Below are 25,196 nucleotides of genomic sequence, written 5' to 3' on the forward strand. Positions count from 1 at the left end.
CTCCTATTTATACTCGATAATATGCATGGCGTCGCCCCTGCGGCGGCGACGGAAATATGTCAGCATTCCCAGAAGGTTGGGGATCTTGGCCAGCGTCAGCAGCGCCGCCTGCCGGCCCGCCATCGGCTGGCCGCGCAGCCCGCGCCAGGTCTTCCACAAGGACAGCGCATAAAGCCCCAGCACCGCCAGCGAAAGCCAGGGGCTGGTGAACAGCCCCAGCAGGAAGAGCAGCGGCAGCGCCAGCCCATAGGCCCAGACGCGCAGCCTTTCGCGCTTGAAATGCGGCGGATGCATGGCGCCCACCTGCGCGAAGCCGTGGCCGTTGCGGATGGTGCGCTGCCACCATTGGCCGAATCGGGTCATGTCGGCGTCGTGCCAGGTCATCTGCACCGGCAGGCGCATCAGCCTCCAGCCGGCCTTGCCGAGCCGCAGGCAGAATTCGTCGTCCTCGGCCGCGATCACGATCGGGTCGAAGCCGCCGACCTGGCGAAACGCCGCGGCGCGCACCATCATGTCGCCGCCGCAGGTGGTGATCGGCCCGGCGGGGCGATGCCAGTCCACCTGGCACATCTGGTTGTAGACCGTGGCGGTGGGGTGGATCTCGGACCGCCAGCCGGTGACGAGGCCCAGGCCGGGGTCGGCCTGCAGGGCGGCGATGCCGGCCTCCAGCCAGCCCGGCTCGACCCGGCAGTCGCCATCGACGAATTGCACCAGATCCAGATCGCCCCCCGCCAGCAGCGCCTCGGCCCCGGCATTGCGGGCGCGGGCGGCGGTAAAGGGAACCGAGGTGTCCAGCTCGACCACGGCGACCCCGAGGCTGCGGGCGAAGGCGACGCTGTCGTCGCCCGAACCGCTGTCCACATAGACCACCCGCTCGCAAAGCGGCACCAGCGAGCGCAGGCAGGCCTTGAGCCTGTCGCCCTCGTTGCGGCCGATGGCCACGGCGCCCAGCGTGGGACGGGTCATGTCTGCCCTCGTGCTTGTTCCGGCAGGGGCAGCCTATCCCCGCCGCCGCGCGTTCTGCAATGCGGCGCGGCCTGTCGTTATCGGCATGTTCAGGGCGTCGGCGGCTCTTGCCGCAGGCTTTGCCGCGCCAGGGCCGAGATCAGGTCGGTCTGGGTCACGATGCCGACGATGCGCGAGCCGTCCAGCACCGGCACCGCCTCGCATTTGCCCGAGGCGAGCATCGGCAGCAGCGTCCCGATGGGCGCGTCGGGCGCGACATGCGGCGGGTCGGTCTGCATGATCTCGCGCGCGCGGGGCGGCGTGCCGCGCCTGGGGTTCATCAGGTCCGACAGGGCGGCCAGGAAGCGGCGGTTGTGGCGAAAGGCGTCCTCGCGGGCGCGGCGGATCAGGTGCAGCTGGAAAATCACGCCGCGGAACTGGTCGCCCGCCTCGACCACCGGCAGCGAGGTGAAGCCGTGCTTGCGGAAGATGTCGGCGACGCGCACCAGCCGCGTATGCGGCGCGACGGTGACGAGGTCGCGCGACATCACGTCCGCCGCGGTCAGCGGCCCGGTGCGATGGGCGGCGGCCTGCAATTCGGCGGCGCCGATCAGGCGCGCCAGATCCTCGACCCCCAGGTTCAGCGACTGGCGATAACGTTGCAGGATCTCGGTCAACTCGTCCTTGGACAGGCCCAGCCGCTCCATCGCCGGATGGTCGGCGGTGCCGTGCGGCCCCGGCTCCTCGAACTGGCGAAAGGGATAGCGCCGCCCGGTCAGCCGGGCATAGATCATCGCCAGCCCCACCAGCGCCAGCGTGCCGACCAGGACCGGCGCCAGCACGAAGTGAAAGCCAAGCTCGCGGATCGCCTCGGGGTTCAGCGCGGCGGTCATGGCGACCGCGCCGGCCGGCGGATGCACGGCGCGCAAGAGGATCATCGCGGTGATGCTGAGCCCCACCGCCATCGCGACACAAAGCGCCGAATGCGGCGTCGCCATGCAGGCCAGCACGCCGATGGCGGCGGCGATGCAATTGCCGACCACCGCCGACCAGGGCTGGGCCAGCGGGCTGTTCGGGACCGCAAAGACCAGCACCGAGGTCGCCCCGAAGGGCGCGATCATCGACAGCCCCAGCCGCAGGTCGGTCGCGGGCGACAGCAGGAACATCCCCGCGACGCCCAGCCCGACCAGCGCGCCCACCCCCGCCCGCAGCGCCTCGCGCGGCGAGCCGGGCGCGATCGCCGGGCCAAGCGCCTGCGTGATCTGGTGCAGCACGGCCCCGGCCGGTCTGGTCATCCGAGCTTGTCCTTCGCGCCTGCCCGCAAAACGGGCTTCCGATGCGCCTAATTGTCGCAGGAATGGGCAGGTTGCAAGTCCCCGGAAAGGCTGAGCGGCGGCGCGTTCAGCCCAGCCGGGCAAAGGCTTCCAGCACGGCGCGCTCGGACTGGTTCAGGTAATCCTCCAGCATCCGGGCGGCGCCGGGCGGATCGCCGGCCTCCAGCCTGCCCAGGATCTCGGCATTGCGCGAAATATAGGGGCGGTGCAGCAGCTCGGGGCTGTCGAGCAGGCCGAAGGCCAGCCGCAGCTCGGCGATGATCTGGGTAAAGAACTGGATCAGCCGCGGGCTGTCGGTCAGCGCGACGATGGCGGCGTGGAACTCCATGTTGGCGCTGCCGACGCCGCGCCAGTCGGGGATGGCCTGCAGCGTCTCGGCCCGCTTCACCGCGGCGCGCATCCGGTCGACGGCGGCATGGCCGGGCCAGGCCTGGGCCAGGGCCGGCACCTCGATCAGCCGCCGCACCCGGTAGATGTCCAGGATCGAGGCCATCGAGGGCACCGCGACGAAGACCCCCCGGTTCGGTTCATGCCGCAGGATGCCCTCGCGCGTGAGCAGGCGGAACACCTCGCGCAGCGTATTGCGCGAGATGTCCAGCTCGGCCGCCAGCCGCGCCTCGGACAGGCGCTGGCCCGGTACCAGAGCGCCGCCGGTGACCTGGTCGCGCAGCCGGGCGGCGATGCCTTCGGCAAGGCTGGGGGCGGGTTCGCGGGCTTCGGCCATCGCGGCTGGTTCCTTTGTCATCGGGGCTGTCCCGTCCCTCGGGGGCCGCGCGATCTTGGCCGAGCGGCCGGGGGCAGGCAAGCCGCCCCGCGATGATTCGCCGGGTTTTTCGTCGCCCTGGCCTGACCAGCACCGCCGCCTGACAGGGCAGGATGCCGCTGGACTGCCCATCATCCAGGCATATCATCCCTGCTTTCCACATATTTTGTTCAACAATATACTGATGTATGTCAAATTATCGTTGACGGATTGTCTTGTTGAATTCACAGTCGAGCCATTCCCAAGACGCACTCCACCCTTGCAGCAGGAGCAGACCGATGGCCGAATCCGTCACCTCCCCCTCTGCCGCCTCGGCCGCCGCGCGCGGCGGTTTCCTGGCGGCGATCTTCCTGATGGCGACCTCGGCCATCGGGCCGGGCTTCATCACCCAGACCGCGACCTTCACGGCAAAGCTGGGCGCTGCCTTCGCCTTTGCCATCCTCGCCTCGATCGTGATCGACTTCGTGGTGCAGCTCAACATCTGGCGCATCACCGCGCTGACCCGGCGCAATGCCTCGGACACCGCGAACGCCGCCATTCCCGGCGCGGGCTATCTGCTGGCGGTGCTGGTGCTGGTCGGCGGGCTGGCCTTCAACATCGGCAACATCGCCGGGGCCGGGCTGGGCCTGAACGCCATGTTCGGGCTCGAGCCCAAGATCGGCGGCGCTCTGTCGGCGGCCCTGGCCATCGGCATCTTCCTGTCGCGCCGGGCCGGGCTGCTGCTCGACCGTTCGCTGATCGGGCTGGGCTTGCTGATGATCGCCATGACGGTCATCGTCGCCCTGGTCTCTAACCCGCCGGTCGGCGACGCGATGCGGCAGATGGTGCTGCCCGAGATCGTCGATTTCGCCACCATCACCACCATCGTCGGCGGCACCGTCGGCGGCTATATCACCTATTCCGGCGCGCATCGCCTGCTCGACAAGGGACTGGTGGGCGAGCAGAACCTGGCCGCCGTCACCCGCGCCTCGCTGACCGGGATCGCGGTCACGGGGGTCATGCGCTTCATCCTGTTCCTGGCCATCCTGGGCGTCGTCGCCTCGGGGGTGACGCTGGACCTGTCGGGCCAGGCCGCGAACCCCGCCGCGCAGGCCTTTGCCGTGGTGCTGGGCGAATGGGGGATGCGCATCTTCGGCCTGATCTTCTGGGCCGCGGCCATCACCTCGGTCATCGGCGCGGCCTATACCTCGGTCAGCTTCCTGGTTGCCTTTCGCACCATGGGCGACCGCGACCGCAACATCGCGACGGTGATCTTCATCGCCATCTCGCTGGCGGTCTATCTGTCGCTGGGCACGGCGCCGGCTGCCATCCTGGTCTTTGTCGGCGGCTTCAACGGGCTGATCCTGCCCATCGGCCTGACCATCTTTACCTATGTCGGCTTCGCGCGGGCCGACCTGATGGGCGGGCATGTCTATAACCGCCCGCTCTTGATCGCCAGTGCCGTGGTCTGCGCCTTGACCTGGTACATGGGCTTCAAGTCCATCGGCCCGATCTTTGCCTTCCTGGGCGCCTGAGCCATGATCGCGGCAGGCCTCCCGCGGGCCCGCCGCCCCAATTCCCGCCCTAATTCCCGCCCTAATTCCCGGAGGAACACATGACCCGCAACATCGACCTGAACAGCGACCTGGGCGAGGGCTATGGCGCCTGGAAGATGGGCGACGACGCCACCATGCTGGGCATCGTCAGCTCGGCCAACGTCGCCTGCGGCTTTCACGCCGGCGACCCGCTGACCATCCTGGCCACCGTGCGCGAGGCGGCGGCGCGGGGCGTGGCGGTCGGGGCGCATGTCTCCTATCCCGACCGGGTGGGCTTCGGCCGCCGGCCAATGGACGTGACCCATGCCGAACTTGTGGCGGACGTGATCTATCAGATCGGCGCGCTGCAGGGCATCTGCGCGAGCGCCGGCACCCGCGTCCACTATGTCAAGCCGCATGGCGCGCTTTACAACACCATCGCCGTGGACCCGAAACAGGGCGCGGCGGTGATCGAGGGCATCCGTGCCGTCGATCCCTCGCTTGCCATGATGGGCCTGGCCGGGACGCAGATCCTGGCCCAGGCGGCCGAGGCCGGCCTGCCCATCATCGCCGAGGCCTTCGCCGACCGCGCCTATCGCCCCGACGGCCAGCTGGTCTCGCGGCGCGAGGCCGGGGCGGTGCTGCACGACCCCGAGGCCGTCGCCGCCCGCATGCTGCGCCTGGCGACCGAGGGCAAGATCGAGGCGGCGGACGGCTCGACCCTGCACCTTCAGGCCGACAGCATCTGCGTGCATGGCGACAGCCCCGGCGCGGTGGCCATGGCCGCCCGCATCCGCGAGGCTCTGCTGGCGGGCGGCGTCGCCATCGCCCCGGCCACGGGGGGCGCGGCATGACCCTGTTGCCCGATCCGGCCAAGGCCCGCGCCGCCCGCCTTGCCTGCCGTCAGGAAGCCCCGCGTCCCACCGCGGGCATGGCGCCGGGGTTCACGCAATGCAACATGATCTCGCTGCCCAAGGACTGGGCCTGGGATTTCCTGCTTTACGCGCAGCGCAACCCCAAGCCCTGCCCGGTGCTGGACGTGACCGACCCCGGCAGTCCCCGCACCGCGCTTGCGCCCGATGCCGACCTGAGGACCGACATCCCGCTCTACCGCATCTGGCGCGACGGTGTGCTGGCTGAAGAAACCCCCGACGCCACCGCCGCCTGGGCCGAGCATCCCGACCTGGTGACATTCCTGATCGGCTGTTCCTTTACCTTCGAGACGCCCTTGCAGCAGGCGGGGATCGAGGTGCGCCACATCGCCCAAGGCTGCAATGTGCCGATGTTTTTGACCGACCGCGACTGCCGTCCGGCGGGGCGGCTGCATGGCAAGATGGTGGTGTCCATGCGGCCGATCCCGGCGGGGCGGGTGGCCGAGGCGGCGATGATCTCGGGCCGCACGCCGGCGGTCCACGGCGCCCCGGTGCATGTCGGCGCGCCCGAAGCCCTGGGCATCGCCGACCTCATGCGTCCCGATTTCGGCGACCCGGTGCAGATCCGGCCGGGCGAGGTGCCGGTGTTCTGGGCCTGCGGCGTGACCCCGCAAGCGGCGCTGATGGCGTCGAAGCCGCCCTTCGCCATCACCCATGCGCCGGGCTACATGTTCATCACCGACGTGCCCGACACGCATTGGCAGGTGTGACCATGCGCTTCCTGCCCATCGGACCCCGCACCCTGCTGGCGGAACTGGACGACCTGGACCAGACGCTGGCGCTGTTCGACGCTTTGCTGGCCGATCCGGTGCCGGGCGTCGCCGAGATCGTCCCGGCCGCGCGCACGCTGATGATCCGCACCGCGCCCGGCGTCGCCGCCGACGGCCGGCTGGCTGGCGCGGTCCTGGCCCGCCAGCCCGCCCCAGGCACGCCGCCCAACGCCCGCGCCAGCGAGACGGTCGAGCTGCCCGTGACCTATGACGGCGAGGATCTGGCCGATGTCGCGGCCCATATGGGCCTGACCGAGGCCGAGGTGATCGCCGCCCATCAGGAGACCACCTGGCAGGTGGCCTTTTGCGGCTTCGCGCCGGGCTTCGCCTATATGACCTGCGACGATCCGCGCTTCGAACTGCCGCGCCGCCCGGCCCCGCGCACCCGTATCCCGGCGGGTTCGGTGGCGCTGGCCGGGCGTTTCTGCGGCGTCTATCCGCAGGAGACCCCCGGCGGTTGGCAATTGATCGGCCGCACCGAGGTGCCGATGTGGGATCTGTCCCGCGACCCGCCGGCGCTGCTGCGTCCCGGCGTGCGCTGCCGTTTCGTGGCGCGCCGGGCCGAGGTTCGCCCCTCGGCCGCCATCCCGCAGCCCCAACCCCGGCAGGGCTTGCGCGTGCTGTCCACCGCCTTTCCCATCGTCTTTCAGGACGAGGGGCGGCCGGGGCAGGGCGGGCAGGGCGTCTCGGCCTCGGGCGCGCTCGACATGGGCGCGGCGCGGCGGGCCAATCGCGCCGTCGGCAACCCCTCGGACGCGCCGGTGCTGGAGATCACGCTGGGCCCGGTCCGGCTGCGGGCCGACCAGCCGATGACCCTGGCCCTGACCGGCGCGTCGCCGGCCAGCGTCGCCGGCCATGCCGTCCCGCGCGGCGCGGCCTTTGCCGTGGATGCGGGCGACGAGATCGCCATCGACCCGCCGCAGGCCGGGATGCGCAGCTATCTGGCGCTGCGCGGCGGCTTCCGGGTCGCGCCGGTGCTGGGCTCGGCCGCCACCGATACGCTGGCCCATGTCGGGCCCGAGCAGGTTGCGGCGGGCGCGGTGCTGGCCCCCGCGAACCGTCCCGCCACCGCCGCGGCTGCGGCCGAACCCGAACCGGCGCTGCCGAAACCCGGCGATCTGGTGGAATTGCCGGTGACGCTGGGCCCCCGCACCGACTGGTTCACGCCCCAGATGGTCCAGCATTTCCTGACCCAGGAATGGCTGGTGACGCCGCAAAGCTCGCGCGTCGGCATCCGCCTGCAAGGCGATGCGGTGACGCGCGAGGACGCAACCGAACTGCCCTCGGAAGGGACCGAGACCGGCGCGATCCAGATCCCGCATTCCGGCCAGCCGGTGCTGTTTCTGGCCGACCATCCGCTGACCGGCGGCTATCCGGTCATCGCCACCCTGCGCCCCGAGGCGCTGGATCTGGCCGGGCAGATCCCGCCCGGCGCCCGCATCCGCTTTACCGCCAGCGCCGATTTCGCCCCCATCACGCCAGAGAGGCCCGCATGACCATTTTCGCCACCGGCCCCAGCCGCCCGATCCGCCGCCTGCTGATCGCCAACCGGGGCGAGATCGCCGTCCGCGTGATCCGCGCCTGCCGCGACGAGGCCATCGAAAGCGTCGCCGTCTATGCCGATGCCGATCGCGACGCGATCTTCGTGCGCATGGCCGACCAGGCCCATGCGCTGGGGGGCGACAAGCCCTCGGACACCTATCTGGATGCCGGCAAGATCATCGCCATCGCCCAGGCCGCCGGGGCCGATGCCATCCATCCGGGCTATGGTTTCCTGTCCGAACGCGCCGATTTCGCCCAGGCGGTGCAGGATGCCGGGCTGATCTGGATCGGCCCCGATCCCAAGGTGATCGAGGCGCTTGGCGACAAGATCGAGGCCCGCCGCATCGCCGAGGCGGTGGGCGCGCCGCTGGTCGCCGGCACCCCCGGCCCGGTCGAAAGCGCCGCCGAGGCGCTGGCCTTCGCAAAGGAACACGGCCTGCCCATCGCCATCAAGGCCGCTTTCGGCGGCGGCGGCCGCGGCATGAAGGTCGCCTGGCGGCTGGAAGAGGTCGAGGAGCTGTTCGAATCCGCCACCCGCGAGGCGCTGACCGCCTTCGGCCGCGGCGAATGCTTCATCGAGCAGTTCCTGGATCGCCCGCGCCATGTCGAGGCGCAGGTGCTGGCCGACAGGCACGGCACCGTCAAGGTGATCGGCACCCGCGACTGTTCCCTGCAGCGTCGCAACCAGAAGCTGGTCGAAGAGGCGCCGGCGCCGTTCCTGACCGACGAGCAGCGCGCCCGCATCCATGATTCCGCCCGCGCCATCTGCGCCCATGCCGGCTATTCGGGCGCGGGGACGGTGGAATACCTGCTCTCGGCCAATGGCACGATTTCCTTTCTCGAGGTGAACACCCGGCTTCAGGTCGAGCATCCTGTGACCGAGGAAACCACCGGCATCGACCTGGTGCGCGGCATGATCCGCGTGGCGCAAGGCGCCAAGCTGGCCGACGAGACCGTGCCCGAGCCCCGCGGCCATGCCATCGAGTTTCGCATCAATGCCGAAGACCCCGCGCGCGGCTTCCTGCCCACGCCCGGCCCGGTCGAGGTCTTCGATGCGCCCTCGGGGCCGGGCATCCGCATGGATAGCGGCGTCGCCCAAGGCTCGGTGGTGCCGGGCAGTTTCGATTCGCTGATGGCCAAGCTGATCGTGACCGGCGCCACCCGCGAGGAAGCCTTGCAGCGCGCCGACCGGGCGCTGCGCGAGTTTCGCATCGGGGGCGTGGCCTCGGTGCTGCCCTTTGCCCGTGCCGTGCTGGCCCAGTCGGATTTCCGCGCCGAGGACGGGGATTTCCGCGTCCATACCCGCTGGATCGAGACCGATTTCGCCGAACCGCTGGCCGAGGCGGTCGCCCCCCATGCCCGCGTCGCGCCCGCCGCGCAGGCGCCGCTGCTGCGCCTGGCCATTGAGATCGACGGCAAGCGACACGAGCTGGGCCTGCCCGCGAGCATGCTTGCGGCCTTGCCCTCGGGCGGCGCCCCCGCGGAGGCTGCGCCCGAGACGGACGAGGCGGTGCTGGCCGCCCCGGTCCCCGGCACGCTGACGCTGTGGCAGGCCGAGGACGGGGCCGAGGTCGAACAGGGCCAGGTTGTCGCCGTCATCGAGGCGATGAAGATGGAGACCCGGATCGAGGCGCACCGGGCGGGCCGGCTGACCCGCATCGCCGCGCAGGGCGAGGTGCTGGGCTTTGGCGCGGCCCTGGCGCGGATCGGCTGAGGCGCTTTGACATTTCCCGGCGGGCCGTGCCAATTCGGCCCGCCGGCCCCTGGCCGCCGGATACCTGCCGGGAAAGACGATGAGCCTGCTGAACCGCCGCATCCTGACCTTTGCGCTGGCCGCCCTGGGCGGCGCGGCCTTCCTGCTGTTGCACCTGCCGCTGCCCATGCTGCTGGGGCCGATGCTGGCCTGCCTGGTCGCGGCGCTGGCCGGCGCGCCTTTGGCCGGGGCCGGGCAGTTCGGCATCTTCATGCGCACCATCCTGGGGGTGGCGGTCGGCGCCTCGATCACGCCCGGCGTGCTGGCGGAACTGCCGGACGTGGCGGCCTCGCTGCTGTTCGTGCCGGGCTTCATCGGGGTGATCGCGCTGGTCGGCTATCCCTTGTTCCGCCGCGCCTTCGGCTTCGACCACGCCACGGCCTGGTATGGCGCCATGCCCGGCGGCTTGCAGGACATGCTGGTCTTTGGCGAAGAGGCGGGCGGCGATGTCCGCGCGCTGTCGCTGATCCATGCGACGCGGGTGCTGGTGATCGTCACCGTCGCGCCGCTGATCCTGACCGGCTGGTGGGGCGTGGACCTGTCGCAGCCGCCCGGCGCGCCGATGCGCACGACCGGCGCGGCCGAGATCGCGCTGATGGCCGCCGCCGGGCTGGTCGGCTGGAAGGGGGCCGAGCGGCTGGGCATCTTCGGCGCCTCGATCCTGGGGCCGATGGTGCTGACGGCGGCGCTGTCGCTGTCGGGCCTGATCACCCAGCGCCCGCCGGCCGAGATGATCCAGGCCGCGCAATTCTTCATCGGCATCGCCGTCGGGGTGAAATATGCCGGCATCACCCTGCGCGAGCTGCGCCTGCATGTCACGGCCGGGCTGGTCTATGCGCTGCTCTTGGCGGGGATCAGCCTGGTCTTCATCGAGGGGATCGTGCATCTGGGGCTGGCGCCGGGGCTCGACGCCTTCCTGGCCTTCCTGCCGGGCGGGCAGGCCGAGATGGTGGTGATCGCGCTGATCGCCGGGGCGGACATGGCCTATGTCGTCAGCCACCACTTGCTGCGCATGGTCATCGTGATCGTGCTGGGGCCGGTGGTGGGCAAGGTGCTGGGCCGCCGCCGGGGCTGAGGCAACCGCGGCCCCGAGGGGCCGGAACCAAGGGGAGGAACCGCATGAGCCATCGCATCCTGAAAGCCGCCGACCATCGCCGCATGCCGTGGAAGAACGGCCGCGGCGAGACGGTCGAGATCGCCGTCCACCCCGCGGGCGCGGGCCTTGCCGATTTCGGCTGGCGCGTCAGCATGGCCGGCGTGACCGAGGACGGCGATTTCTCGATCTTCCCGCAGATCGACCGCACGCTGGCGGTGCTGACCGGCGCGGGGATCGCGTTGCAGGTGCAGGGGCAGCCCGCCCAGCGGCTGACGCCGGAGAGCGCGCCGCTGGCATTCCCGGCGGATGTGCCGACCTCGGCGCGGCTGCTGGCGGGGCCGATCACCGACCTGAACGTGATGACCCGGCGCGGGGCCTTCACCCACCGGCTGGCGCGGCTGACCCAGGCGGCCGAGGGCGCGCCGGGCTGGCGGCTGTTGCTGGCGACCGCGCCGGTGGTGCTGGATTTCGCCGGCGGGACCGTGGCGCTGGACCAGCTTGATGCGCTGTTCTGCGAAGGGCCGGAGGCCGCGCTGCCGGTCGGTCCCGCGCCGGATGTCTGGCTGATCGAGATCGCCCGCGCCTAGTCCCGACGATTGCCGAGCAGCAGGTCGCGGCCGGCGAAGATGCCGCCGACGCATTCCATCTCGAAGCGTTCCATGTCGCGGCCGCGGATCTCGGCCATGACCTCGTCGATCTCGTCGGGGTCGTCGCCCAGCTGCAGCAGCGCCTCGCGGCCCAGGGCGAAGGCGCTTTCCAGCGTCTCGCGCAGCTGGTAGTCGGCGCCGGCCTCGACCAGTTCGCGCGCATGTTCGCGGTCGAAGGCGCGGGCGATGACCGGGACCAGCGGGAATTCGTGCTTGGCCAGCTCGACGATGCGGGTGGTGGCCTGCCTGTCGCCGGGCACGGCGACGATCAGGCTGGCGTTGCCGGCGCCGGCGGCGTGCAGGATGTCCAGCCGCGCCCCGTCGCCATACCAGACCTTGAAGCCGAACTCGTCGGCATCGCGGATGGTCTGCGGATCGCTTTCGACGATCGAGATGGAATGGCCGCGCGCGATCAGCGGCTGGCTGACGATCTGGCCCATGCGGCCGAAACCGATCATCAGCACCCGCGCTTGCAGCCCCTGCGCCGCCTCGACCCCGTCGAGCGAGGGGGCGGGCTTGGGCGCCAGCCGGTCGTGCAGGATGATCAGCAGCGGCGTCAGCACCATCGAGACGATGACGATGGCGGTCAGGATGGCATTGTCCTGGCCGCTGATGATGCCGAACTGCATGGCGCTGGAATAAAGCACAAAGGCGAACTCGCCGCCTTGCGCCATCAGCACCGCGCGCTCCAGCGCCTCGGCCCGGCTGGCGCGCAGCACCCGGCCGACGGCATAGATCACCAGCATCTTCAAGAGCATGTAGGCCGGCACGCAGATCGCGATCAGCGCCCAGTTGGCGGCGATGACGGTCAGGTCCAGCGCCATGCCGACGCCCAGGAAGAACAGGCCCAGCAGCAGGCCGCGGAACGGCTCGACATCGGCCTCGAGCTGGTGGCGGAAGCTGGATTCGGACAAGAGCACCCCGGCCAGGAAGGCGCCCATCGCCATGGACAGCCCGCCCCATTGCATCAGCAGCCCCGCGCCCAGCACCACCAGCAGCGCGGCGGCGGTCATCACCTCGCGCCCGCCGAAGCGCGCCAGCAGGCCGAACATCGGGTTCAGCAGATAGCGCCCGGCCGCGACCAGCGCGGCGATGCAGCCCAGGCCGATGGCGATGCCGGCCAGGCGCTGGGACAGGGTCACGTCCTCGCCGCCCGGCGCCAGGAAGGCGACCAGCGCCAGCAGCGGCACGATGGCCAGATCCTCGAACAGCAGGATGGCGATGATGCGCCGGCCCTTGGGCAGGGCGATTTCGCCCCGCTCGGCCAGCATCTGCATGACGATGGCGGTTGAGGTCAGCACGAAGCCGGTCCCCGACACGAAGCTGGCGGCGACCGGAAAACCCAGCGCCAGCCCGACGCAGGTCAGCGCCGCGATGGCCAGCAGCACCTGGGCAAAGCCCAGCACGAAGATCTCGCCCCGCATCGCCCAAAGCCGCGAGGGCTGCATCTCCAGCCCGATCACGAACAGGAACAGCACCACGCCCAGCTCGGCCACATGGATGATCGCCTGCGGGTCGTCGAAGAAGCCCAGGCCGAAGGGCCCGATCGCCAGCCCCGCCGCCAGATAGCCCAGCACCGAGCCCAGCCCCAGCTTGCGAAACAGCGGCACCGCCAGCACCGCGGCCGCCAGCAGCACAACCACCCCCACAAGCGGCATCCCGCCGCCACCATGCCCCGCCGCCTCGGCGGCGGCCGTCATCTCTGTCGCCATCCGGTCCCCGTTCGCGCTGGTTTCCGGGGGTAAGCCTATACCCGGCGCCCCCGATCACAAAGCGCCGCGCTCAGCGCCAGCCAAGCGCCGGGGCGACATGGGCCAGAACTGCCTCGATCACATGCAGGTTGTAATCGACGCCCAGCTGGTTCGGCACGGTCAGCAGCAGCGTGTCGGCCTCGGCGATGGCCTCGTCCTCGCGCAGATCCTCGACCAGCCGGTCGGGCTCGCCGGTATAGCCGCGGCCGAAGATCGAGCGGGTCTCCTCGATGAAGCCGATCTGGTCGGCCTCCTTGCCGCCATGGCCGAAATACATCCGGTCGCGGTCGTCCATCAGCGGAAAGATCGAGCGGCTGACCGAGACGCGCGGTTCGCGCTCATGCCCCGCCGCCGCCCATGCCTCGCGATAGGCGCGGATCTGCTCGGCCTGCTGGACGTGGAAGGGCTTGCCGTTCTCGTCGGTCTTGAGCGTCGAGCTTTGCAGGTGCATGCCCAGCTGCGCCGCCCAGCGGGCGGTGTCGTTCGAGGCCGCGCCCCACCAGATCCGCTGGCGCAGGCCGGGCGAATGCGGCTCGATCCGCAGCAGGCCGGGCGGGTTGGGGAACATCGGCCGCGGGTTCGGCCGCGCGAAGCCATGCCCCTCGATCACGTTCAGGAACACCTCGGCATGGCGCCGCGCCATGTCGGCGTCGCTTTCGCCCTCGGCCGGGGAGTAGCCGAAATAGCGCCAGCCCTCGATCACCTGCTCGGGCGAGCCGCGCGAGATGCCCAGCTGCAGCCGCCCTTGCGAAATCAGGTCGGCGGCGCCGGCATCCTCGGCCATATACAGCGGGTTTTCATAGCGCATGTCGATGACGGCGGTGCCGATCTCGATACGGCTGGTGCGCGCGCCCACCGCCGCCAGCAGCGGAAAGGGCGAAGCCAGCTGGCGGGCGTAGTGATGGACGCGGAAATAGGCGCCGTCCGCGCCCAGCTGCTCGGCGGCGACGGCCAGCTCGATGGATTGCAGCAGCGTGTCCTGGGCGCTGCGGGTGTGCGAGGCGGGCTCGTCCGACCAATGGCCGAAGGACAGGAAACCGATCTTCTTCACGGGACCACCTTTGGGATTGCGGGTTCCTGGGATATGGGATCGCTGCGGCCCCCACCCCAGCCCGCCTGCCACGAGGGCTGGCGCAATTCCGCCGCCACATGGTCGATGAAGCGGCGCAGCTTGGCGGGCATGGGCAGGACCGGCGGCCAGACCGCGACGATGGGCAGCGGCCTGGTGCCAAAGCCGGGCAGCACCCGTTCCAGCCGCCCGTCGGCCAGCGCCGGCGCGACGATGAAGCCGGGCAGGATGGCCAGCCCCAGCCCCTCGACGGCCATGTCGCGGATCGCCTCGCCATTGTTCATCGACAGCCGCCCCTGCACCAGCGGCGAGACGAAGCGGTCGCGGTCCTGGAACTGCCACAGCTGGCTGTTGGGCAGGTGGCTGTAGCCGATCACCTCATGCTCGCGCAGGTCGGCCAGGGTTTGCGGCCGGCCCTTGCGGTCCAGATAGGCGGGGCTGGCGCAGGCGACGCTGGCGTCCTCGCACAGCTTGCGCTGCATCAGCGCCTTGTCGCGCATCTTGCCGATGCGGATGCCGATGTCGAAGCCCTCGCGCGCCAGGTCGCGGCTGCGGTCGTCGTAGTCGACGCTGATCTCCAGCTCGGGGTTCTGGGCGGCGAAGCGGGCGATGATCGGCCCCAGGTGCAGCACGCCAAAGCTCATCGGCGCGGCGACGGACAGGCTGCCGCGCAGGGGCGCAAGCCCGTCCATGTCCCAGGCGGTGCTTTCGGCCGCCGCGACCAGTTCGGCCAGCGCGGGACGCAGCCGCTCGGCCAGGCGCAGCGCCGCCTCGGTCGGGGTGATGCGCCCGGCATTGCGGCGGAACAGGGCGGCGCCCAACGTCGCCTCCAGGTCGGTGATCCGCTTGCTGACCACCGATTTCGACAGGTTCAGTCGCGCGGCGGCGGCGGTGACGGTGCCCAGCTCCATCACCGTCAGGAAGGTTTCCAGGTCGTTCAGGTCATAGCGCATGGCCCGAGCTTACCCGTTCGCCAGCGCCGAACGCAAGGTTCGCAGCCGGCGCCGTGGCGCAAAAGCCGCCCATGGCCGATATTGGTGCCGACAGAAAGGAGGCCCATCATGGAGCTGACCGGAATTCACCACCTGACGGCGATCACCGCCGATGCGCCCGGCAACAAGCGGTTCTATACCGACACGCTGGGGCTGCGGCTGGTCAAGAAGACCGTCAACCAGGACGACACCAGCGCCTATCACCTGTTCTATGCCGACGGGCTGGCACGGCCCGGCACCGACCTGACCTTTTTCGACTGGCCGGCGGCGCGGGAACGGCGGGGGACGCATTCGATCAGCCGCACCGGGCTGCGGGTCGCGGGCGACAGCCTGGACTATTGGGCCGGGCGGCTTCAGGACCGCGGCCTGACCGTGGGGCAGATCGCCCCGATCGACACCCGCGCCAGCCTCGATTTCGAAGACCCCGAGGGCCAGCGTTTCCGCCTGACCGAGGACGCCGCCGATGCCGTGGCCGCGCCCTGGGAAAAAAGCCCGGTGCCGGCGCAGCACCAGATCCACGGGCTGGGGCCGATCACCATCTCGGTGCCGGAACTGGCCCCGACCGAGGCGGTGCTGACCCATGTCATGGCCATGCGCAAGGTCCGCGACTATGCCAGCCCCGACGGGCACGGCACCGTCTATGTCTACGAAATGGGACAGGGCGGCCCTGCGGCCGAGCTGCATGTGGCGGTCCAGCCCGACCTGCCCACGGCGCGCCAGGGTGCCGGCGGGGTGCATCACGTCGCCTTCCGCGTGCCCGACAAGCCGGCGATCCACGCCTGGGCCGCGCGGCTTTCCGAGATGCGGGTGCCCAATTCGGGCGAGGTCGAGCGCTATTATTTCCGCTCGCTCTATTTCCGCGAGCCGGGGGGCAACCTGTTCGAGATCGCCAGCGACGATCCCGGCTTCGCCGTGGACGAGCCGCTGGAGAGCCTGGGCGAGACGCTGTCCCTGCCGCCCTTCCTGGAAGGGCAGCGCGCGCAGATCGAGGCGCGGCTGAAGCCGCTGGACTGAACCCTGCCGAACCGAACGAAAGGCCGCCGGATCGCTTCGGCGGCCTTTTTCCTGCGCGCAAGAATTCGCCCGCGGCCGGCAGCCCTGTTGCCGCATCGGGGGTTTCGCCCCATGCTCTGCTGCGCGACAGGACGAAAGGGAGCCTTACCCCATGAGCCAGCCGGAAACGGACAAGCCCGCCTCGGAACTGATCGACGCACGGATCAATGAGCTGGGCGACTGGCGCGGCGAGACATTGGCGCAGCTGCGCGCCCTGATCCACGAGGCCGATCCCGAGGTGGTCGAGGAATGGAAATGGCGCGGCGTGCCGGTCTGGTCGCATGACGGCATCCTCTGCACCGGCGAGACCTACAAGCAGGTGGTCAAGATGACCTTCGCCAAGGGCGCGGCGCTCGAGGATCCGGCGGGCCTGTTCAACGCCAGCCTGGAAGGCAACACCCGCCGCGCCATCGACCTGCGCGAGGGCGAGCGGATCGACGCCGAGGCGCTGAAGGCGCTGATCCGCGCTGCCGTGGCGCTGAACACGACCAGCAAGAAAAAGGGGCGGTCGAAGTGACCGCCCCGTGAACTGATTAACAAAGATAATATCAGGCGGTCTTGGCGCGCTGCGCCATGGTCGCCTCGGCCCACCAATGCAGCTCGTCCAGCATGGCCTCCAGCGCGGGCAGTAGGTTCGCCTCGACCTCGGCCATCTCGCCATTGGCGCCCAGGGGCGAGACCTTGAAGAAATCGCCGCCGCCCAGGTGCACGGCATTGCGCAGCGGCACCATCTGCAATTCGATGGCGATGCCGCGCAGATGCTCGATGGCGCGGGCGGCGCCGACGCCGCCATAGCCCATGGCCGCCGCCGGCTTGCGGTTCCATTCCTTGTAGGCCTGGTCCAGCGCATTCTTCAGCGAGCCGCTGACCGAGTGGTTGTATTCGGAGGTCAGAAAGACATAGCCGTCGAACTCGGCCAGCTTCTGCTGCCATTTCACCGCACGCGGATCCTGCGACGGCACCCAGAGGTTCGAGGCGACCTCGTCGAACAGCGGCAGGTCGTAGTCGCGCAGGTCCACCAGCTCGAAGCTCATGTCCTCGCGCTTCCGGGCGTTTTCCAGTAGCCAGGCGGCGGGCTTGTCGGCAAAGCGCGCGGCGCGGGTCGAGCCGATGATGATGGCGATATGCGGTTTCCGGGTCATGGTCTGGTCCTTCGTCATGGTTTGGCGGGCCGGACGCGGCCCTTCTGGTTGAATGTCGTGGCCTCAAACTGGGCCCTACGAGGCTTTCGGACAAGCCAACCGAAATCGGAAGCGGCGTTCGGAAATCGGAAACAGGCCGCGCCGGAAGGAAGCAGGCGGGCTTCGCGACCCGCCTGTCCATCTTCTCTGTTCCACAAATACCCATGCGGCAGCGCGGACAGGCGCCGCGCTGCCGGCCTGGGCGTCAGTCGCGGCCCAGCCATTCGCCGGCCAGCGACACGTCCTCGGGCCGCAACTCGTGCCCCGCATCGACGGTCCGCGCCTCCAGCGCCGCGCCGCCGCCCTGCAAGGCGCGCTCCAGCGCCGGGGCCATGCGGGCAAAGGGATCGCGGGCGCCGGTCAGCATCAGCACCCGGCTGCCGGCCAGGGCCTGCGCGTCCAGCGCCGGCGGCGCCTCCAGCACCTGCACGGCGCGGATCAGCACCGCGCGCCCGATCAGGCCGGGATGGAGTTGCAGCACCGCGCCCAGCAGGTTCGCGCCGTTGGAATAACCCAGGTAGACCAGCGCCTCGGGGTCCAGGCCATAGGCCCGCGCGGCTTCGTCGGTGAAGCCGGCAAAGGCCTCGGCCTCGGCCCGGACATCCGCCTGATCGTAGGTCACCGCGTCATAGCGGCGGAACCAGCGGTTGATGCCTTCCTCGGTCGAGCGGCCGCGGACGCCCAGCAGCGTGGCGCGGGGGGCGATGCGATGGGCCAGCGGCATCAGGTCGGTTTCGTTGCCGCCGGTGCCGTGCAGCAGCACGATGGTGCTGCCGTCCGGGTCTTCCGGCCGGTGGAAGCGGTGGATGAAATGCAGATCGCGCATCGGGCTCCTTTCCTCGCCCGGCAGGGCGAATTGCGGCAGGATCACGCGCAGGTCGTCGGCGCGGGCCGCGTCATCGGGCGGGACGAACAGCGTTCGGCCCAGATCCTCGGGCGTCTCGTCCAGGGTGAAGCCGGGGGCGTCGGTGGCATATTCCAGCAGCGTCCCCGCCGGCTCGCGCACATAAAGCGACAGGAAGTATTTCCGGTCATGCACGCTGGTTGCATCGGTATCCTGCAACGCCAGCCGCATCCGGCGCAGCGCATCGGCATCCGGCGCGCGAAAGGCGACGTGATCGAGGATGCCGGTGCCGGGAATGCCCGGAAAGAAGCCGGTGGCGTCGCGGATGTCGACGACATCCGTGTCCGAGGCCATGCGCTGCACCGCGCCCTCGGCCGTGCCGGGGCGATAGCCGAAGCGGGTCAGAAAATTGCGCGTCGCCGCAGGCTGCTCGGTCAGGATGGTGACGCCGCGCAGCCGCGTCGGCGCGATCGGGTCGGGCAGGGGGGCCGCGGCGGGCAGGTCCGCCCCCACCAGCTTGACGATCACGCCGTCGGGGTCTTTCAGCCGCAGCACGGTTTCGCCCCGCTCGCGCAGCGGCCTCTCGACCGGCACGCGGGCGGTCATGGCGCGGGTCAGCCAGTCGCCGATGCTGTCGGGCGGCACGGCCAGCGCGATCTCGGCGACCTGGCCATGGCCGACCCGGCCCCTTGCCCCGTCCTCCCACACCAGGAAGGTGACGAGCGAGCCGGGCGAGCCGAGCGCGTCGCCATAGAATAGGTGCAATTGCTCGGCATCCTCGAAGCCGCCGGTGCGCTTGACCAGGCGCAGGCCCAGGAAGCCGGCGTAGAAATCGACATTGGCCTGGACCCGGCGGGTGATGCCGGTGACGTGATGGATGCCGCTGGGCATGGCTTTCCCCCTTTATGCGCCCTCTTCGCGGGCAAGGACGGTCTGCACGGCCGGATCGGCCGCGATGCGGTCATGCAGGGCCTGCACATTGGCCCAGCCCTGGGTGCCCTCGGGCAGCAGCTTCCCGGCCCAACGCAGCATCGGAAAGGCATAGGCGTCGATCACCGAGCGGCGGCCCAGGATCCAGTCGCGGCCGTCCAGATGCGCGTCCAGCAGCGCCAGCCGCTTGCGGACCAGCTTGCGCGCGGCCTCCTGCACCGCTTCGCGGTCGGCCTCATCGCGGCGGGTGGTATAGCGCTGCGGCGTGAACAGCGGGAAGAAGGCCGGATGCAGGTCGCCGGTGAAGAAGCTCGACCAGCGGTCGAGTTCCGCCTGCGCCCGCAACTCGTCGCCGCCGGTCAGGTCGGCCTCGGGATGCTTGCGGGCCAGGTGGTGCAGGATCGCGCCCGCCTGGGTCAGGGTCCAGCCGTCATCCTCGCGCAGCACCGGCACGGCGCCGGCCGGGTTCACCGCCATCAGTTCCGCCGAGCCGAATTCGACCGCCACCGCCTCATAGGGCGCTTGGGTCCATTCCAGCACGATATGGGGCGCGAGCGAGCAGGCGCCGGCATGGTAGAACAGGGTGGGCATGGGATCCTCCGTCTTGCGATGCGTCCAAGATAGCGTCGCGCCGCGTTTCCCCAACCGGCAAAGGCTGGAACGCGGCGTTCTGCACCATCGAACGCGCCGGGGCGGGGATCGGTTCAGGCGCTATGCGCGCCCTTGGCCAGGTCCGCGACGAAGGACAGGATCTCGGGCACCGGGCGGCCCTCGCCGATCAGCTTGACGATGGCCGAGCCCACGACGCAGCCGTCGGCCACGCCCGCCACCGCCTGCGCCGCCTCGGGCGTCGAGATGCCGAAGCCGACCACGACCGGCAGCCTGGCGCTGGCGCGGATGCGGGCGACCTCGGGCGCGACCTCGGCCGCGTTCGCCGCGGGGCCGCCGGTGATGCCTGTGACCGAGACGTAATAGACGAAGCCGCTGGTGTTCTGCACCACGGCGGGCAGGCGCCGGTCGTCGGTGGTCGGCGTCGCCAGGCGGATGAAGTTCAGCCCGGCCTCGCGCGCCGGCAGGCACAGCTCGGCATCTTCCTCGGGCGGCAGGTCCACCACGATCAGCCCGTCCACCCCGGCCTCGACCGCATCGGCGATAAAGCGGTCCACGCCGCCCTTGCGGGCATAGATCGGGTTGTAATAGCCCATCAGCACGATGGGCGTGGCGTCGTCCTGGGCGCGAAAGGCGCGCACCATGTCCAGCACGCGGGTCACGCTGCCGCCCGCCGCCAGCGCGCGCTGGCCCGCCGCCTGGATAGTGGCGCCGTCCGCCATCGGGTCGGTGAAGGGCATGCCCAGCTCGATGATGTCCACGCCCGCGCCGGGCAGGCCGCGCATGATCTGCAGCGAGGTGTCGAAATCCGGGTCGCAGCCCATCATATAGGCGACGAAGGCCTTGCCGTCCGTTTCGGCCAGCCGCGCGAAAGTGTCGTCGATTCTGCTCATGCGCCCCGTTCCCTCATGGTCCGCCCAGCCCTAGCCCGGCTTGAGGGGCAAGATCAACGGCCCGCCACTGGACTTGCGCGTCATCGCCCCATAATAAGCGCGGAAATCCGGGAAAAGGGGTGCATCATGGGCTTTCGCATGGGGATCGTCGGCCTGCCGAACGTGGGCAAATCGACGCTGTTCAACGCGCTGACGAAAACCGCCGCCGCGCAGGCCGCGAACTTTCCCTTCTGCACCATCGAGCCGAACGTGGGCGAGGTCGCCGTGCCCGATCCGCGGCTGGACAGGCTTGCCGAGATCGCGGGGTCCAAGCAGATCATCCCGACCCGCATCACCTTCGTCGACATCGCCGGCCTGGTGAAGGGCGCCAGCAAGGGCGAGGGGCTGGGCAACCAGTTCCTGGCCAATATCCGCGAGGTCGATGCCATCGCCCATGTGCTGCGCTGCTTCGAGGATGGCGACGTCACCCATGTCGAGGGCCGCGTCGACCCCATCGCCGACGCCGAGACCATCGAGACCGAGCTGATGATCGCCGACCTGGAATCCGTCGAGCGCCGGCTGGCCAATATCCAGCGCAAGCTGAAGGGCGGCGACAAGGAGGCGGTGGCGCAGGAAAAGCTGCTGAAAGCCGCGCAGGCGGCGCTGGAATCCGGCCGCCCCGCCCGCACCGTCGAGGTCGCGGACGAGGATCGCAAGGCCTGGGACATGCTGCAACTGCTGACCGCCAAGCCGGTGCTGTTCGTCTGCAACGTCGAAGAGGACAAGGCCGCCAGCGGCAACAGCCAGTCCGAGCGCGTGGCCCGGATGGCGGCCGAACAGGGCGCCGGCCATGTGGTGATTTCCGCCAAGATCGAGGAGGAGATCAGCCAGCTTCCGCCCGAGGAGGCCGGCATGTTCCTCGAGGAGATGGGCCTGCACGAGGCTGGCCTGGATCGCCTGATCCGCGAGGGCTACAAGCTGCTGGGCCTCGATACCTATTTCACCGTCGGCCCCAAGGAGGCGCGCGCCTGGACCATCCACAAGGGCACGCTGGCCCCGCAGGCGGCGGGCGTGATCCACGGCGATTTCGAGCGCGGCTTCATCCGCGCCGAGACCATCGCCTATGACGACTATGTCACCTGCAAGGGCGAGGCCGGCGCGCGCGAGGCCGGCAAGTTCCGCGTCGAGGGCAAGTCCTATGTGGTGCAGGACGGCGACGTGCTGCATTTCCTGTTCAACGCCTGACCGGCAGCCTTGTCCTCACCTTCCGCGTCGCATCCTGGCCGCGGGTATGGCCGGGCGCATCGTCCTTCTGCTCCCGAGGCGGAGGATGCAGGGCCTTGGCGCGGGCTGCCGGGGCCGCGCCGGTCTGCAGGCTGACGCCCCGCCCTGTCTCGCACCTTTTCCCGGACCGCGCCGGCCTGCTGGCGGCGCCGATCGCCCTCGCCGGCCTGCACCGGGTTTTGCTCGCGGCCCGGCGCCTGGCCCCGACCGTCCGGGCGGGGCGGATTTGGTCGACCGGAGCGACGGACGCATCGCCTCCGCGGCCCGTGCGGCAGGGCACCCGGCGCCGTTCGCGGCCCGCTGCGGCGAATTTTGCGTGAAACGCCCCTTCCATGCGATTTGCCCTTGTTTTTCCCGCCTCTGCCCTGCTAGACCGCGCGGCGGAGACGTGGCCGAGTGGTCGAAGGCACACCCCTGCTAAGGGTGCAGGCGGGAAACCGCCTCGAGGGTTCGAATCCCTTCGTCTCCGCCATGCCCCATTGTTTTCATTAAGAAAACTGGCCACTTCTGGTGCGCGTTTGCCGTGGCGCAGCGGAACAGTCGCCAGTTGCGAGCGGCCGCGTTGCGCCGATGATGGAACTGGAGGTGGGGACGGCAAGCTTCTTCACATTCAAACCTCCAGTGATTTCGGACGCCTCGATGCCGCAGCGGGCAACAAGCCATGTCGCGGGCGGGCTGCTGGAGCAGATGGCCAATATCGGATCATATCGCAGAGCGGTGGCCCCGGCAGCTTCGAATTTCGCCTTGGGGTTCGTGGACAGCATGGAGCCGCAAGACGCGACCGAGGCGCTGCTGCTGGCGCAGATGGCCGCGATCCATCAGGCAACCGGCGAAGCGCGGATCCTTGGCGATGCGGCTGGCGAAGTCGCGGAAGCCCCGTTCGATCGGCTTGGCCTGGCCGTGGGCCGGCGTAGCCCAGTGGACCTTGATGCCCAGCGTGGGCAGCACGCCCAGCGGGTCGTCGTCGCGCACCTTGAAGCGGAACCAGGTCGGGGTGCCGCCCATCAGCCATTTGTTGGCGAATTCGTGCCCGTTGTCGAAAAGGCAATGCTTCGGGATGCCCCAGGTCTCGATCAGCTCGCCGAAGGCGGACAAGCGCTGCCACCACCTTCAGGACGGTGCTGAACTCGGGATTGCCCTTCTCGCTCAAGGCGCGGTAGAGGCTTTCGCGCGACAGCCCGGCATCCTCGGCGATCTGCTTCATGCCCTTGGCGCGCGCGACCACGCCCAGCGCATCCGCGATGAACGCCCCATCCCCGGTTGCCAGGGCATCGGACAGGTAGCCCGCAATCGCCTCGTCGTTGTCGAGGTATTCGGCCGGGTCAAAGGCCGTGGTTTCCAGTGCCATGCTCAACCCTCCATCTCTGCGGCAAGCCGCTTCGCCTGCTCAATGTCCGCCTGCTGGCGGCTCTTGGTGCCGCCGCACAAAAGCACGACCAGCACCGATCCGCGCTGAACGAACTGGACCCGATAGCCGGGCCCCTCGTTGATGCGCCTCTCGCTCGCGCCAGAACCGACCGGCTTCACGTCTCCGGGGTTTCCGAACCGCAGCCGCTGGATGCGGCTGGCAATCTTTCGGTTGGCCCGTGCATCGCGAAGGGACAGCAGCCATTCCCGGAAGGTATCTGTCTGGCGGATCTCGATCATGAGATGTAGCTTGCAGGCTACATGAAATCAAAGGCAGCAGGATGGTTCCTTGGTTGCCGCTCTGAGGTGGCCAGCGCCAATGCATGCAGCGGGGATGGATCACGGCGGGGTCACCCATGCAGCAGGCGGTCAGCAGCCTCGCGAAGAACGCGCGCCACCTCGGGATGAGAGACGGCGGCCTTGTCCTGGTAGGATCGGGCGGTCTCATGCTCGCGCCCGGGCCGCAGCAAGGGCGAACTCAGCAGCAAGTCCATCACGAATGCCTCGAGCGCCTCACCACGTTTGTCGTTGCTTTCCATCGTTTCATCCCTCTCCGAACTCTGCCCGATCCTGCCCCACGGTTGGCGTGATGTGCAGGCAGCGGAAGGGCGAGACATTTTCAAAGGATCCGGGGGAATTTCGAAGCTTCGGTGTCAGGGAATATCTTGATGCCTGTATCATCACACGAGACGTATCGTTGCATGATACAGAGCATCAGAGGCGAGTTGACCGCGCAGGTCCTGGCTGGCAAGCCGGGCAAGGGCTTTCCCGCCAACCTGTCCAAGATCGCCGTCCGCAAGGTGGCGATGCTGCAAGCGGCTCACGTCCTGGACGACCTGCGGGCGCCCCCGGCGAACCGGCTGGAAGCCCTCAAGGGCGATAGGGCGGGCCAGCATTCGATCCGGGTCAACGACCCGTGGCGCATCTGTTTCACCTGGACCCAGAACGGCCCTGCCGATGTCGAAATCGTGGACTACCACTGAAAGGAACCGCCATGACCATGCTGCAAGTGCCGGTCCATCCCGGCGAAATCCTGAAGGAAGAATTCCTGGACGAGTTGGGGATCAGCGCCGGCAAGCTGGCCCGGCATGTCCATGTGCCCCGCACCCGCATCGAGCGCCTGGTGAAGGAAGAAACCGCCATGACCGTGGACACGGCGCAGCGGCTCGCCAAGGCTCTGGGAACCTCGGTGGAGTTCTGGATGAACCTTCAGCTGAACTACGACCTGATTACGAACACGCCAGATCCAGACGTGGCCGATATCCAGCCGCTGGCAGCGGCGTGAGCGTGCTTGTGCTGACCCTGCTCGCCGTGTTCGCCTTCCCGCCGCTGACGCCCGTCGCGCTGGCGGTCATCACCGCGGGCGTAGTCTAAGCCGCCCGCGGACAGGGGTTGCTGCGGTCTGGCTGTGTCCGCCTTGGGTCATGGTGTTGCGTCCTCCGGCGCGTCTAATCGTGCCGGAGGCGGGATGTTCCAGCAGAGCCTCTCAGCGACCCTTGAGCCGGTCGATGGACAGCGCCCCGGCGCCGGTGGTCACGAGCAACAGGAAGACGAAGCAGAACAGGATGGCTGCATCGCCGCCGTTGGCCACGGGGAAAACGCTCTTGGGGGCATGCGCCATCCAATAGGCAAAGGCCATGTGCCCGGAGAGGACGAACGCCACCGGCCGAGTGAACAGACCGAGGATGATCAGGGCGCCGCCGATGACTTCCAGCAGCCCGGAGACGAGCGGCAGCGTGCCGAGGGTTTCGGGGCCGGGGATGGGGATGCCGAACAGCTTCTGGGTTCCATGCTCGAAATAGAGCAGCCCGGCGACGATGCGCAGGGCTCCGATTGCATAGGGCTGTAGCGCCGAAAGCTTGCCAGTCATTGCCGTCCCTCATCTTTGGGTTGATGCTGCGGACAGTG

At 69.5% G+C, this 25,196-nt stretch carries 26 protein-coding genes, 1 tRNA gene and 1 pseudogene; 14 read left to right on the forward strand and 14 right to left on the reverse strand.

What is annotated here, in order from left to right:
• Positions 1 to 3 precede the first annotated feature (3 nt).
• The 3 genes from IT40_RS02075 to IT40_RS02085 all read right to left on the reverse strand — a co-directional run bounded on the left by IT40_RS02075 (position 4) and on the right by IT40_RS02085 (position 3,024).
• The gene (locus tag IT40_RS02075; protein WP_036749898.1) at positions 4 to 966 is read right to left on the reverse strand and encodes a glycosyltransferase family 2 protein; all 963 of its coding nucleotides are present in this window, start codon (positions 964 to 966) and stop codon (positions 4 to 6) included.
• An 89-nt stretch (positions 967 to 1,055) separates the two neighbouring features.
• Complete coding sequence (locus tag IT40_RS02080; RefSeq protein ID WP_036749901.1) at positions 1,056 to 2,240, reverse strand: HPP family protein; 1,185 nt, start codon at positions 2,238 to 2,240, stop codon at positions 1,056 to 1,058.
• Positions 2,241 to 2,346: 106 nt separating this feature from the next.
• On the reverse strand, positions 2,347 to 3,024 hold the full coding sequence (locus IT40_RS02085) for a GntR family transcriptional regulator (RefSeq protein WP_208021300.1): 678 nt from the start codon (positions 3,022 to 3,024) through the stop codon (positions 2,347 to 2,349).
• 296 nt (positions 3,025 to 3,320) lie between these two features.
• On the opposite strand from IT40_RS02085, the gene IT40_RS02090 reads away from it, so the two are divergent.
• The 7 genes from IT40_RS02090 to IT40_RS02120 all read left to right on the forward strand — a co-directional run bounded on the left by IT40_RS02090 (position 3,321) and on the right by IT40_RS02120 (position 11,236).
• Positions 3,321 to 4,556 (forward strand): NRAMP family divalent metal transporter, encoded by a 1,236-nt coding sequence (locus IT40_RS02090; RefSeq protein WP_036749907.1) that lies wholly within the window; start codon positions 3,321 to 3,323, stop codon positions 4,554 to 4,556.
• Positions 4,557 to 4,636: 80 nt separating this feature from the next.
• Complete coding sequence (locus IT40_RS02095) at positions 4,637 to 5,410, forward strand: LamB/YcsF family protein (RefSeq protein WP_036749910.1); 774 nt, start codon at positions 4,637 to 4,639, stop codon at positions 5,408 to 5,410.
• On the forward strand, positions 5,407 to 6,198 hold the full coding sequence (locus IT40_RS02100) for a putative hydro-lyase (RefSeq protein ID WP_036749912.1): 792 nt from the start codon (positions 5,407 to 5,409) through the stop codon (positions 6,196 to 6,198). Before IT40_RS02095 ends, IT40_RS02100 begins: the two co-directional genes overlap by 4 nt.
• Before the next feature lie 2 nt (positions 6,199 to 6,200).
• A complete protein-coding gene (locus IT40_RS02105) occupies positions 6,201 to 7,754 on the forward strand; it encodes a 5-oxoprolinase subunit B/C family protein (RefSeq protein ID WP_036749914.1) in 1,554 nt (517 codons plus the stop codon).
• A complete protein-coding gene (locus tag IT40_RS02110; protein WP_116171095.1) occupies positions 7,751 to 9,514 on the forward strand; it encodes an acetyl/propionyl/methylcrotonyl-CoA carboxylase subunit alpha in 1,764 nt (587 codons plus the stop codon). Before IT40_RS02105 ends, IT40_RS02110 begins: the two co-directional genes overlap by 4 nt.
• A gap of 79 nt (positions 9,515 to 9,593) precedes the next feature.
• Positions 9,594 to 10,628, forward strand: coding sequence for an AbrB family transcriptional regulator (locus IT40_RS02115; RefSeq protein ID WP_036749917.1), 1,035 nt, complete (start codon positions 9,594 to 9,596; stop codon positions 10,626 to 10,628).
• Positions 10,629 to 10,672: 44 nt separating this feature from the next.
• Positions 10,673 to 11,236: a HutD/Ves family protein gene (locus IT40_RS02120; protein WP_036749920.1), complete on the forward strand. Its 564-nt coding sequence runs from the start codon at positions 10,673 to 10,675 to the stop codon at positions 11,234 to 11,236.
• Here IT40_RS02120 and IT40_RS02125 read toward each other — a convergent pair.
• From IT40_RS02125 to IT40_RS02135, 3 genes are all read right to left on the reverse strand, one after another.
• The gene (locus tag IT40_RS02125) at positions 11,233 to 12,996 is read right to left on the reverse strand and encodes a monovalent cation:proton antiporter-2 (CPA2) family protein (protein ID WP_243700158.1); all 1,764 of its coding nucleotides are present in this window, start codon (positions 12,994 to 12,996) and stop codon (positions 11,233 to 11,235) included. The two genes, IT40_RS02120 and IT40_RS02125, sit on opposite strands and share 4 nt — an antisense overlap.
• Positions 12,997 to 13,078: 82 nt before the next feature.
• Positions 13,079 to 14,098 carry an LLM class flavin-dependent oxidoreductase gene (locus IT40_RS02130; protein ID WP_036749923.1) on the reverse strand — a complete coding sequence of 340 codons (1,020 nt, stop codon included), beginning with the start codon at positions 14,096 to 14,098 and terminating at the stop codon, positions 13,079 to 13,081.
• A complete protein-coding gene (locus tag IT40_RS02135; protein WP_036749926.1) occupies positions 14,095 to 15,069 on the reverse strand; it encodes a LysR family transcriptional regulator in 975 nt (324 codons plus the stop codon). Before IT40_RS02135 ends, IT40_RS02130 begins: the two co-directional genes overlap by 4 nt.
• 108 nt (positions 15,070 to 15,177) lie before the next feature.
• Between IT40_RS02135 and IT40_RS02140 the strand changes: the two genes are divergently transcribed.
• Together IT40_RS02140 and IT40_RS02145 are read left to right on the forward strand one after the other, a co-directional pair.
• On the forward strand, positions 15,178 to 16,122 hold the full coding sequence (locus IT40_RS02140; RefSeq protein WP_036749928.1) for a ring-cleaving dioxygenase: 945 nt from the start codon (positions 15,178 to 15,180) through the stop codon (positions 16,120 to 16,122).
• Between the two features lie 151 nt (positions 16,123 to 16,273).
• Positions 16,274 to 16,678: a DUF1801 domain-containing protein gene (locus IT40_RS02145; protein WP_036749930.1), complete on the forward strand. Its 405-nt coding sequence runs from the start codon at positions 16,274 to 16,276 to the stop codon at positions 16,676 to 16,678.
• Positions 16,679 to 16,709: 31 nt separating this feature from the next.
• Here IT40_RS02145 and IT40_RS02150 read toward each other — a convergent pair whose 3' ends face one another.
• The 4 genes from IT40_RS02150 to trpA form a co-directional block, all read right to left on the reverse strand.
• Positions 16,710 to 17,303, reverse strand: a complete 594-nt coding sequence (locus tag IT40_RS02150; protein ID WP_036750081.1) for an NADPH-dependent FMN reductase — start codon at positions 17,301 to 17,303, stop codon at positions 16,710 to 16,712.
• Positions 17,304 to 17,547: 244 nt separating this feature from the next.
• Positions 17,548 to 19,077 carry a VOC family protein gene (locus IT40_RS02155; RefSeq protein WP_036749933.1) on the reverse strand — a complete coding sequence of 510 codons (1,530 nt, stop codon included), beginning with the start codon at positions 19,075 to 19,077 and terminating at the stop codon, positions 17,548 to 17,550.
• Between the two features lie 12 nt (positions 19,078 to 19,089).
• Positions 19,090 to 19,707 (reverse strand): glutathione S-transferase family protein, encoded by a 618-nt coding sequence (locus tag IT40_RS02160; RefSeq protein ID WP_036749936.1) that lies wholly within the window; start codon positions 19,705 to 19,707, stop codon positions 19,090 to 19,092.
• A 113-nt stretch (positions 19,708 to 19,820) separates the two neighbouring features.
• Positions 19,821 to 20,618, reverse strand: a complete 798-nt coding sequence (trpA, locus tag IT40_RS02165) for a tryptophan synthase subunit alpha (protein ID WP_036749939.1) — start codon at positions 20,616 to 20,618, stop codon at positions 19,821 to 19,823.
• Between the two features lie 126 nt (positions 20,619 to 20,744).
• Between trpA and ychF the strand changes: the two genes are divergently transcribed.
• From ychF to IT40_RS30720, 3 genes are all read left to right on the forward strand, one after another.
• Complete coding sequence (gene ychF, locus IT40_RS02170; RefSeq protein ID WP_036749941.1) at positions 20,745 to 21,842, forward strand: redox-regulated ATPase YchF; 1,098 nt, start codon at positions 20,745 to 20,747, stop codon at positions 21,840 to 21,842.
• A gap of 421 nt (positions 21,843 to 22,263) precedes the next feature.
• Positions 22,264 to 22,353: transfer RNA gene (locus tag IT40_RS02175), tRNA-Ser, on the forward strand.
• 98 nt (positions 22,354 to 22,451) lie between these two features.
• Positions 22,452 to 23,006 (forward strand): hypothetical protein, encoded by a 555-nt coding sequence (locus IT40_RS30720; RefSeq protein WP_425011543.1) that lies wholly within the window; start codon positions 22,452 to 22,454, stop codon positions 23,004 to 23,006.
• 28 nt (positions 23,007 to 23,034) lie between these two features.
• Here IT40_RS30720 and IT40_RS27240 read toward each other — a convergent pair.
• The 3 genes and pseudogenes from IT40_RS27240 to IT40_RS02190 all read right to left on the reverse strand — a co-directional run.
• Positions 23,035 to 23,229, reverse strand: a pseudogene (locus IT40_RS27240) (addiction module antidote protein); the annotation flags it as partial.
• Positions 23,230 to 23,231: 2 nt separating this feature from the next.
• Positions 23,232 to 23,528 carry a type II toxin-antitoxin system RelE/ParE family toxin gene (locus IT40_RS02185; protein ID WP_036749947.1) on the reverse strand — a complete coding sequence of 99 codons (297 nt, stop codon included), beginning with the start codon at positions 23,526 to 23,528 and terminating at the stop codon, positions 23,232 to 23,234.
• Positions 23,529 to 23,638: 110 nt separating this feature from the next.
• A complete protein-coding gene (locus tag IT40_RS02190) occupies positions 23,639 to 23,827 on the reverse strand; it encodes a hypothetical protein (RefSeq protein ID WP_036749949.1) in 189 nt (62 codons plus the stop codon).
• A gap of 162 nt (positions 23,828 to 23,989) precedes the next feature.
• Between IT40_RS02190 and IT40_RS02195 the strand changes: the two genes are divergently transcribed.
• A complete protein-coding gene (locus IT40_RS02195) occupies positions 23,990 to 24,271 on the forward strand; it encodes a type II toxin-antitoxin system RelE/ParE family toxin (RefSeq protein WP_036749952.1) in 282 nt (93 codons plus the stop codon).
• 11 nt (positions 24,272 to 24,282) lie between these two features.
• The gene (locus IT40_RS02200) at positions 24,283 to 24,573 is read left to right on the forward strand and encodes a HigA family addiction module antitoxin (protein ID WP_036749954.1); all 291 of its coding nucleotides are present in this window, start codon (positions 24,283 to 24,285) and stop codon (positions 24,571 to 24,573) included.
• A gap of 201 nt (positions 24,574 to 24,774) precedes the next feature.
• On the opposite strand, the gene IT40_RS02205 is transcribed toward IT40_RS02200, so the two are convergent.
• The gene (locus IT40_RS02205) at positions 24,775 to 25,158 is read right to left on the reverse strand and encodes a DoxX family protein (RefSeq protein WP_036749957.1); all 384 of its coding nucleotides are present in this window, start codon (positions 25,156 to 25,158) and stop codon (positions 24,775 to 24,777) included.
• Between the last annotated feature and the right edge of the window lie 38 nt (positions 25,159 to 25,196).

The organism is Paracoccus versutus (assembly GCF_000763885.1).
Lineage (GTDB): Bacteria > Pseudomonadota > Alphaproteobacteria > Rhodobacterales > Rhodobacteraceae > Paracoccus > Paracoccus versutus.

What these genes read in the sequence shown, in the direction of transcription:
- IT40_RS02075 (WP_036749898.1), bottom strand. Translation starts at nt 966, where the DNA reads ATGACCCGTCCCACGCTGGGCGCCGTGGCCATCGGCCGCAACGAGGGC.
- IT40_RS02080 (WP_036749901.1), bottom strand. Translation starts at nt 2,240, where the DNA reads ATGACCAGACCGGCCGGGGCCGTGCTGCACCAGATCACGCAGGCGCTT.
- IT40_RS02085 (WP_208021300.1), bottom strand. Translation starts at nt 3,024, where the DNA reads ATGACAAAGGAACCAGCCGCGATGGCCGAAGCCCGCGAACCCGCCCCC.
- IT40_RS02090 (WP_036749907.1), top strand. Translation starts at nt 3,321, where the DNA reads ATGGCCGAATCCGTCACCTCCCCCTCTGCCGCCTCGGCCGCCGCGCGC.
- IT40_RS02095 (WP_036749910.1), top strand. Translation starts at nt 4,637, where the DNA reads ATGACCCGCAACATCGACCTGAACAGCGACCTGGGCGAGGGCTATGGC.
- IT40_RS02100 (WP_036749912.1), top strand. Translation starts at nt 5,407, where the DNA reads ATGACCCTGTTGCCCGATCCGGCCAAGGCCCGCGCCGCCCGCCTTGCC.
- IT40_RS02105 (WP_036749914.1), top strand. Translation starts at nt 6,201, where the DNA reads ATGCGCTTCCTGCCCATCGGACCCCGCACCCTGCTGGCGGAACTGGAC.
- IT40_RS02110 (WP_116171095.1), top strand. Translation starts at nt 7,751, where the DNA reads ATGACCATTTTCGCCACCGGCCCCAGCCGCCCGATCCGCCGCCTGCTG.
- IT40_RS02115 (WP_036749917.1), top strand. Translation starts at nt 9,594, where the DNA reads ATGAGCCTGCTGAACCGCCGCATCCTGACCTTTGCGCTGGCCGCCCTG.
- IT40_RS02120 (WP_036749920.1), top strand. Translation starts at nt 10,673, where the DNA reads ATGAGCCATCGCATCCTGAAAGCCGCCGACCATCGCCGCATGCCGTGG.
- IT40_RS02125 (WP_243700158.1), bottom strand. Translation starts at nt 12,996, where the DNA reads ATGACGGCCGCCGCCGAGGCGGCGGGGCATGGTGGCGGCGGGATGCCG.
- IT40_RS02135 (WP_036749926.1), bottom strand. Translation starts at nt 15,069, where the DNA reads ATGCGCTATGACCTGAACGACCTGGAAACCTTCCTGACGGTGATGGAG.
- IT40_RS02140 (WP_036749928.1), top strand. Translation starts at nt 15,178, where the DNA reads ATGGAGCTGACCGGAATTCACCACCTGACGGCGATCACCGCCGATGCG.
- IT40_RS02145 (WP_036749930.1), top strand. Translation starts at nt 16,274, where the DNA reads ATGAGCCAGCCGGAAACGGACAAGCCCGCCTCGGAACTGATCGACGCA.
- IT40_RS02150 (WP_036750081.1), bottom strand. Translation starts at nt 17,303, where the DNA reads ATGACCCGGAAACCGCATATCGCCATCATCATCGGCTCGACCCGCGCC.
- IT40_RS02155 (WP_036749933.1), bottom strand. Translation starts at nt 19,077, where the DNA reads ATGCCCAGCGGCATCCATCACGTCACCGGCATCACCCGCCGGGTCCAG.
- IT40_RS02160 (WP_036749936.1), bottom strand. Translation starts at nt 19,707, where the DNA reads ATGCCCACCCTGTTCTACCATGCCGGCGCCTGCTCGCTCGCGCCCCAT.
- trpA (WP_036749939.1), bottom strand. Translation starts at nt 20,618, where the DNA reads ATGAGCAGAATCGACGACACTTTCGCGCGGCTGGCCGAAACGGACGGC.
- ychF (WP_036749941.1), top strand. Translation starts at nt 20,745, where the DNA reads ATGGGCTTTCGCATGGGGATCGTCGGCCTGCCGAACGTGGGCAAATCG.
- IT40_RS30720 (WP_425011543.1), top strand. Translation starts at nt 22,452, where the DNA reads ATGATGGAACTGGAGGTGGGGACGGCAAGCTTCTTCACATTCAAACCT.
- IT40_RS02185 (WP_036749947.1), bottom strand. Translation starts at nt 23,528, where the DNA reads ATGATCGAGATCCGCCAGACAGATACCTTCCGGGAATGGCTGCTGTCC.
- IT40_RS02190 (WP_036749949.1), bottom strand. Translation starts at nt 23,827, where the DNA reads ATGGAAAGCAACGACAAACGTGGTGAGGCGCTCGAGGCATTCGTGATG.
- IT40_RS02195 (WP_036749952.1), top strand. Translation starts at nt 23,990, where the DNA reads ATGATACAGAGCATCAGAGGCGAGTTGACCGCGCAGGTCCTGGCTGGC.
- IT40_RS02200 (WP_036749954.1), top strand. Translation starts at nt 24,283, where the DNA reads ATGACCATGCTGCAAGTGCCGGTCCATCCCGGCGAAATCCTGAAGGAA.
- IT40_RS02205 (WP_036749957.1), bottom strand. Translation starts at nt 25,158, where the DNA reads ATGACTGGCAAGCTTTCGGCGCTACAGCCCTATGCAATCGGAGCCCTG.